Annotated in this window: 6 protein-coding genes and 1 pseudogene; 4 read left to right on the forward strand and 3 right to left on the reverse strand. The window is 70.2% G+C overall.

Going from position 1 to position 7330, the window contains the following annotated elements; genetic code table 11:
• Positions 1 to 623, reverse strand: a 623-nt coding sequence (locus tag CCN72_RS12980) for a helix-turn-helix domain-containing protein (protein WP_208637995.1), incomplete at its 3' end; no start/stop codon positions are given.
• A gap of 425 nt (positions 624 to 1048) precedes the next feature.
• Here CCN72_RS12980 and CCN72_RS12985 point away from each other — a divergent pair.
• From CCN72_RS12985 to CCN72_RS12995, 3 genes are all read left to right on the forward strand, one after another.
• On the forward strand, positions 1049 to 1864 hold the full coding sequence (locus CCN72_RS12985) for a helix-turn-helix domain-containing protein (protein ID WP_086807660.1): 816 nt from the start codon (positions 1049 to 1051) through the stop codon (positions 1862 to 1864).
• The gene (locus tag CCN72_RS12990) at positions 1861 to 2046 is read left to right on the forward strand and encodes a DUF397 domain-containing protein (protein WP_086807661.1); all 186 of its coding nucleotides are present in this window, start codon (positions 1861 to 1863) and stop codon (positions 2044 to 2046) included. The genes CCN72_RS12985 and CCN72_RS12990 overlap by 4 nt, the downstream gene beginning before the upstream one ends.
• Positions 2047 to 2184: 138 nt before the next feature.
• Positions 2185 to 2730 carry a DUF2165 domain-containing protein gene (locus CCN72_RS12995; RefSeq protein WP_086807662.1) on the forward strand — a complete coding sequence of 182 codons (546 nt, stop codon included), beginning with the start codon at positions 2185 to 2187 and terminating at the stop codon, positions 2728 to 2730.
• On the opposite strand, the gene CCN72_RS13000 is transcribed toward CCN72_RS12995, so the two are convergent.
• Positions 2723 to 3289 carry a hypothetical protein gene (locus CCN72_RS13000; protein WP_086807663.1) on the reverse strand — a complete coding sequence of 189 codons (567 nt, stop codon included), beginning with the start codon at positions 3287 to 3289 and terminating at the stop codon, positions 2723 to 2725. The two genes, CCN72_RS12995 and CCN72_RS13000, sit on opposite strands and share 8 nt — an antisense overlap.
• A 124-nt stretch (positions 3290 to 3413) precedes the next feature.
• Positions 3414 to 6002, reverse strand: coding sequence for a bifunctional FO biosynthesis protein CofGH (locus CCN72_RS13005; protein WP_086807664.1), 2589 nt, complete (start codon positions 6000 to 6002; stop codon positions 3414 to 3416).
• A 122-nt stretch (positions 6003 to 6124) separates the two neighbouring features.
• Here CCN72_RS13005 and CCN72_RS13010 point away from each other — a divergent pair.
• Positions 6125 to 7330, forward strand: a pseudogene (locus CCN72_RS13010) (CehA/McbA family metallohydrolase); the annotation flags it as partial.

A 7330-nucleotide genomic window follows, 5' to 3' on the forward strand; every position in this document is an offset into this window, starting at 1 on the left:
TGGGTGACCGCCGTCGGCGGCACGCCACGCTCCAGCCACTCGGTGACGGCCGGAGCCAGTCGGTGCACGTCTCGTTCCGCCAGCAGAAGCCGTGGGTCGTGGGCGCGCAGGCCCGCGAGGAGGTCGGCCGCCGGTGTGCGCCGATCCGGTGCCGGAGGCGGCCCGGGCGCGGACGCCGGTACGGCCACGGGGGTGGGCGGGGGCCCGGACGCAGGCGCCGATCCGGGGTCGGCCTCAGGCTCGGCCGGGGGTGCCGCCGCGGCTCGCAGTGCGCTGCGGGGCTTGTTGTACGAGATCGCCCGGGTCCTCACTTGTCCCGATTGAAGACGCTCCCTGGGACGCGCGAGGTATCCGTGTTCTTCCAACTCCCGCAGCGCCGCCGCGATCCGGATCTCGCCCTCGCGGAACTTCGCCGCCAGCGCCTTGATGCCGATCGGGGTGCCCTCGGGCAACGACTGGATATGCGTGGCCAGGCCGATCGCCGTCAGCGACAGCTCCGGGTGCTGGGCCAGGTGATTGCCGACGACGGTGAAGTTGTCGTAATGCGGCTCGTTCACATGGGTGACGCCCGACGAATGCCGGGACTTGGGGTGCGAGGGCGCGTTACGCTGCTTGTCAGTCACGGGGAAGGGGGTCTTCTTCCTTGGTGATCAGGCCCTCGCACAGGGATGCCAGTCCCGGCGAGGGCCGATGCATGTCTACGGGTTGTCATCGCTGACGCTGCACCACAAATGCCCCGCCGCGCCAGTTTCGTCCGGCATATTCACTCCGCCGAGTGAGTGACGGGGGCGGTGGGGGCGGGTTCGGTTCTTTCCCCGGTTCTTTGGTCTTTTGGGATCGCGCACGACCGGGTCATGGACCACCGAGTCCCGGTACAAGCCGCACTCCCAGACAACCTGGCTGCCGCCTCCCTGCCCACCGGGTCGCGGAGCCCGAGGTCCCGGTCGGATGGGGGTGGCCTCCAGAAGGTGATTTCTGCCGATCCAGCCATCCGGCTTGCGGACTCTCCCTAGCCTGGGCGTGACATGGGACACACGGAGGGTTGAGCATGGAAGACGAAGAGGCCGAGGCCGTTCTCAAAGCGGTCGGGCGGCAGATCAAGGTCTGGCGGGAAGCCGCCGGCCTCAAGCAACCTGAGTTCGCAGCACGCATCGGGTACAGCCCGGATCTTGTCTCCGCAGTCGAGCGGGGCGTCCGCACACCTCAACCCGAGTTCCTCGACAACGCGGACAAGGTGGTGGGCGCGCAGGGCAAGGTCTCTGCGATGAAGGTGGACGTGGAGAGAGCCCGCTACCCGAAGAAGGTTCGGGATCTGACCAAGCTTGAGGACGAAACCACCGAGATGGGAGCCTACTCAAGCCACCACATCCACGGCCTGTTGCAGACCCCGGAGTACGCCAAGGCTCTGTACGGGATGCGAAGGCCCGCTTACGCGGAAGACGAGATCGATCGCCTCGTCGCAGCCCGCATGGCCCGAAAGATCGTCTTCGATCGGGTGCCACGTCCGCTGATCACATTCGTCCAGGAAGAGGTGACACTACGGCGCCCCATCGGGGGCAAAATGGTGTTGCGTAAGCAGCTCGAACACCTGCTGGAGATCAGCCAGTTGAGGCACGTCGAGATTCAGGTGATGCCCACTGACCGCGACGAGGAGCATGCGGGCATGGCCGGTCCCTTCCGACTGTTGAAGCTCCGGGACGGCAAGACTCTGGGGCACCTGGAAGTCCAGTTGCACACTCGCGTGGTAAGCGATACCCGGGAGGCGCAGATCTTGGAGATGCGCTATGGGATGATCCGCTCGCAGGCCCTCTCCCCCCGGGAGTCGCAGGCCTTCATCAAAGAGGTACTGGGAGAAGAGACATGAGTGCGACGCTGATGTGGTTCAAGAGCAGCTACAGCAGCAACGACGGCCCCGACTGTGTGGAAGTGGCCCTTACCCCCGCCACCGTCCACGTCCGCGACTCCAAGGACAAGGACCGCGCCCGGCTCACCGTCGGCGAGGCCAGCTGGACGGAGTTCGTGGAGTTCGCGGCTCACTCCGCGTAACGCGCCTGGATCGCGTCCCGGGCCGACTCCACAACCGCCAGGCGGAGGCGGTCGGTTCCGGGGGCGGTGGGGGCCGCCTCTCCATGATGGCGCAATGGCAGTACGTCAATCGGTCTGTCGCCAGGGGAGAATCCAGCCATGACCACCACCGACCCCACGCGGCGCTCCAGACTCTCCAGCCTCTCCAGTCAGGCACTGGCCGCCGGTGTACTCACCGGGATACTCGCGCTGTACATCGCCCTCGTCGCGTTCGGCAACATCACGGACTTCGGCACGAACCAGCAGTTCGTACGGCATGTGCTGGCGATGGACAGCACCTTCAAGGACCACGATCTGATGTGGCGGGCGATCACCAGCACCGCGCTCCAGGACACCGCCTACGTCCTGATCATCGCGTGGGAGACGGTGGCCGCGCTGGTCCTGATCTGGGGCACGTACCTGTGGGCGGCGCGCCGGGACGAGGCGTTCGCGCGGCGCGTTTCCACCTATGGGCTGCTGATGCTCCTGCTGCTCTTCGGCGCCGGGTTCATCGCGATCGGCGGTGAGTGGTTCGCGATGTGGCAGGCGAAGGCGTGGAACGGCGAGGACTCCGCCACCCGCGTCTTCCTGCTCAGCGGGGTGGCGCTGATCGTCAACCACCTGCCGGGCGGAAGGGAACTCGGCAAGGAAGCCCCTACTACTTGACCACCGTCACGTTCGTGCCCTGATCACCGAAGGCCCACAGGGCGGCGCCGTCCTGCTTGCGCATGCGGATGCCGCCCAGTTTCTTGCCCTCCGCGGGGGGCGGCGAGGCGCCGTCCAGAGCGTTGGAGAAGGCCACGTTCACGCCGTCCACCTTTGTGAAGTACATGACGTGTTCGATCTCCACGCCGTCCGAGCCCTTGAGGGACTGGGTGCGCAGCGTGATCGAGTAGCGGCCGGGGGCGGGCGGCACCGTCCCCGGCCACACCTCGAACGTCCTGATCTCCTTGCCGGTCGCGTCGACCAGCCACAGCCGCTTCCCCGCGAGCGAGTACACGATCCGGCGGCCGTCCCCCGAGTCCGCCGGGAGCGCGGGCGGCCCCGCCGGCGGCTTCGGCTTCGCCGAGCCATGGGTGCCCGCCGACACCGAGGTGCTCGGCTTCACGCTCGCGGCCGTGGGATGCGGCCCGTGCTCCGCCTGCACGGCGAGGGCGACGACGGCCACGGTCGCCCCCACCGTCAGACCGGAGACCCAGGCCCAGGAGGGCAGTCGGGCAGCCACGGGTACGCATCTCCTCCGCTATGGGTCCCCCACACGGTCCGGGGGTCGGATCATCGTACTCAGTCGCCCCCGCACCGCGTACCGGTCGCCCCCGCACCGCGCCCCGGCACCACGCAGCCGGTGCTCAGTCGAGCACGGGCAGCAGCTCGGGGAGGTGGCCGTCGGAGTCCGCCGCCGCCTGCCGCCGCTCGTCCGGCACCTCGCCGTAGAGCGTCGTGCGCGGTTTCGCCGGGCGGCCTGCCGCCTCCGCGACGGCCACCAGGTCGCGGACGGACTTGTACGAGCCGTACGACGAGCCCGCCATCCGGGAGATCGTCTCCTCCATCAGGGTGCCGCCCAGGTCGTTCGCGCCGGAGCGGAGCATTTCCGCCGCACCCTCGGTGCCGAGTTTGACCCAGCTTGTCTGGATATTGGGGATCCAGGGGTGCAGCAGGAGGCGGGCCATGGCCGTCACCGCGCGGTTGTCGCGGGTGGTCGGGCCGGGGCGGGCGATGCCGGCGAGGTAGACCGGTGCGTTGGTGTGGATGAAGGGGAGCGTGACGAACTCGGTGAAGCCGCCGGTCTCCCGCTGGATCCCGGCCAGGGTGCGCAGATGGCCGAGCCAGTGGCGGGGCTGGTCGACATGGCCGTACATCATCGTGGAGGAGGAGCGGATGCCCAGTTCGTGGGCGGTCTTCACGACCTCGATCCAGGTGGCCGTGGGCAGCTTGCCCTTGGTGAGGATCCAGCGGACCTCGTCGTCCAGGATCTCCGCCGCCGTGCCGGGGATGGTGTCGAGGCCCGCTTCCTTCGCGGCCGTCAGCCACTCCCGGATGGACATGCCGGTGCGGGTGGCGCCGTTCACGACCTCCATCGGGGAGAAGGCGTGCACATGCATGCCGGGGACGCGCTCCTTGACCGCCTTCGCGATGTCGAAGTAGGCGGTGCCGGGCAGGTCGGGGTGGATGCCGCCCTGCATGCACACCTCGACCGCGCCGACGTCCCACGCCTGCTGGGCGCGGTCGGCGACCTGGCTCAGGGAGAGGGTGTAGGCGTCGGCGTCGGTACGGCGCTGGGCGAAGGCGCAGAAGCGGCAGCCGGTGTAGCAGACATTGGTGAAGTTGATGTTGCGGGTGACGATGTACGTCACCTCGTCGCCCACCACCGACCTGCGCACGTCGTCGGCGATCCGGCACAGCGCGTCCAGCGCCGGGCCGTCCGCGTGGAAGAGGGCGAGGGCCTCGGCGTCGGTCAGCCGGGCGGGGTCGTCGGCCGCGGTGCGCAGGGCCTCGCGGACGTCGGTGTCGATGCGCTGCGGCGCCATCCCGGGGGCGGCCGCCTCGCGCAGGGCGTCCCAGTCGCCGTACACCTCGTCGTAGTCGTCACGGCGGTCGCTCGTACGGCCCTCCGTGTCGATGGTGCGGTGCAGATCGGTGCGGCCGGTGGGGGTGAAGGTGTCCTCGGGCTCCTGCCAGGGCAGGCCGGTGGGGAGCACGCCGGGGCGGGCGAGGCCGGTCTCCGGGTCGGCGAGGGCGGCGACGTGCGGGCGCAGCCGGGGGTCCAGCCAGGGCTCGCCGCGCCGGACGAACTCCGGGTAGACGCAGAGGCGTTCGCGCAGTTCGAAGCCGGCCGCGCGGGACCGCTCCGCCAGTTCCTCGATCTGCGGCCAGGGGCGTTCGGGGTTGACGTGGTCGATGGTCAGGGGCGACACCCCGCCCCAGTCGTCGATACCGGCGCCGATCAGCCGCTCGTACTCGCCCTCGACCAGGTTCGGCGGGGCCTGGAGGCAGGCGGCGGGGCCCATGATGTGCCGGGCGACGGCGATGGTGGCGACCAGTTCGTCCAGTTCGGCGTCCGGCATGCCGCGCATCGCGGTGTCCGGCTTGGCGCGGAAGTTCTGGATGATCAGTTCCTGGATGCCGTGGTAGGCGCGGGAGACCTTGCGCAGCGCGAAGAGGGACTCGGCGCGCTCCTCGTACGTCTCGCCGATGCCGATCAGCAGGCCCGAGGTGAAGGGGACCGAGGAGCGGCCCGCGTCCTCCAGGACCCGCAGCCGTACGGCCGGTTCCTTGTCCGGGGAGCCGTGGTGCGGGCCGCCGGGCTCGGACCACAGCCGGGTGGCCGTGGTCTCCAGCATCATGCCCATGCTCGGCGCGACCGGCTTCAGGCGCTGGAAGTCGGTCCAGCTCATGACGCCCGGGTTGAGGTGGGGCAGCAGGCCGGTCTCCTCCAGGACGCGGACGGAGATGGCGCGGACGTAGGCGATGGTGTCGTCGTAGCCGTGCGCGTCGAGCCACTCGCGGGCCTCGGGCCAGCGGTCCTCGGGCTTGTCCCCGAGGGTGATCAGGGCTTCCTTGCAGCCGAGCGCGGCGCCCTTGCGGGCGATGTCGAGGACCTCGTCCGGGGACATGAACATGCCGTGGCCGGCGCGGCGGAGCTTGCCGGGGACGGTGACGAAGGTGCAGTAGTGGCACTTGTCCCGGCACAGCCGGGTCAGCGGGATGAAGACGCTCTTCGAGTAGGTGATGACGCCGGGACGGCCCGCCTGTTCGAGGCCCGCGTCGCGCACCCGGGCGGCGGAGGCGGCGAGGTCGGTCAGGTCCTCGCCCCGGGCCTGGAGCAGCACCGCGGCCTCGGAGGCGTCGAGGGCGACGCCGTCACGGGCGCGTTTGAGGGCGCGACGCATGGAGTTCTCGGTGGGACGGCCGGGTCCTGGGGTCGCGGGAGTCGTCATGGCTCCACGATACGTAGGGGATGATCGGGACGGATGAGGGGCGAGGGGGCGGTCCCGCGATGGCGGGACCCCGTCTCCTTTTCTTCTGGGGGAGTTCACGTACGGCCCGCACAATGAGGGCCATGTGTGACGACACGCACGATCACGCCGGGGGAATCGCCAGGCGCGCGCTGTTCGTGACCGGCGCCGCCGCTGCCCTTACGTTGGGATCCGTGAACTTCGCGGCGGCGGACGGCCAGGACCAAGGTCGGGGCCAGGGCCAGGAGACGCGGACGGTGCGGGGCACCCTGCCGCCCGGCGCCCCCGACTTCGTGTACGTACCGGTCGAAGTGCCGTCCGGAGTACGGGAGTTCAAGGTCTCCTACACCTACGACAGGCCCTCGGTCCCGGCCGGCACGCAGGGCAACGCGCTCGACATCGGCCTCTTCGACCAGCACGGCACCGAGCTGGGCGGCAAGGGCTTCCGGGGCTGGTCGGGCGGCGCCCGCACGGAGTTCTTCGTACGGGCCGACGACGCGACCCCGGGCTATGTGCCGGGACCGGTGCGCGCGGGCACCTGGCACATCGCGCTGGGCCCCTACACGGTGGCACCACAGGGACTGTCGTACGAGCTGACGATCACCCTGACCTATGGCGAGAGCGGCGAGACCCCCCGCCCGGTGTACCCGCCGTCCCGGGCCAAGGGGCGGGGCCGGGCCTGGTACCGGGGCGACTGCCATCTGCACTCCTGGTACTCCGACGGCCGCCGCACCCCCGCCGAGATCGCGGCCCTCGCCCGGGCGGCGGGCCTGGACTTCATCAACTCCTCGGACCACAACACCCATACGTCCCACCCCCATTGGGCGGACGAGGCCGGTGACGATCTGCTGATCATGCTCGGNNCGAGCCCGGCACCTTCGTGGACTGGCGCTACCGGGCCCGCGACAACCGCTGGGCCCGCTTCGCCCGCGATATCCGGCGCGCCGGGGGCCTGGTCGTACCGGCCCATCCGCACGCCACCTGTGTCGGCTGCGGCTGGAAGTTCGGCTTCGCCGAGGCGGACGCCGTGGAGGTGTGGAACGGCCCCTACACGCCCGACGACGAGGTCACCCTCGCCGAGTGGGACAACCTCCTGGTCGCCTCGGTACGGCAGGGCCGCCCCTGGCTCCCGGCGATGGGCAACAGCGACGCCCACCGCGATCCGGACGCGGTCGGGCTTCCGCAGACCGTCGTCCTCGCCGACGATCTGACCCGCCAGGCCGTCCAGGAGGGCATCCGCGCGGGCCGCTCCTATGTCGCCGAGTCCCAGCACCTCACCGTCTCCCTCACCGCCACGGGCGGGCGGGGGC

The organism is Streptomyces murinus, from assembly GCF_002154555.1.
GTDB lineage: Bacteria > Actinomycetota > Actinomycetes > Streptomycetales > Streptomycetaceae > Streptomyces > Streptomyces murinus.

Bases quoted from the DNA above. Each gene is read 5' to 3' on its own strand.
- CCN72_RS12985 (WP_086807660.1), top strand. From the start codon at position 1,049: ATGGAAGACGAAGAGGCCGAGGCCGTTCTCAAAGCGGTCGGGCGGCAG.
- CCN72_RS12990 (WP_086807661.1), top strand. From the start codon at position 1,861: ATGAGTGCGACGCTGATGTGGTTCAAGAGCAGCTACAGCAGCAACGAC.
- CCN72_RS12995 (WP_086807662.1), top strand. From the start codon at position 2,185: ATGACCACCACCGACCCCACGCGGCGCTCCAGACTCTCCAGCCTCTCC.
- CCN72_RS13005 (WP_086807664.1), bottom strand. From the start codon at position 6,002: ATGACGACTCCCGCGACCCCAGGACCCGGCCGTCCCACCGAGAACTCC.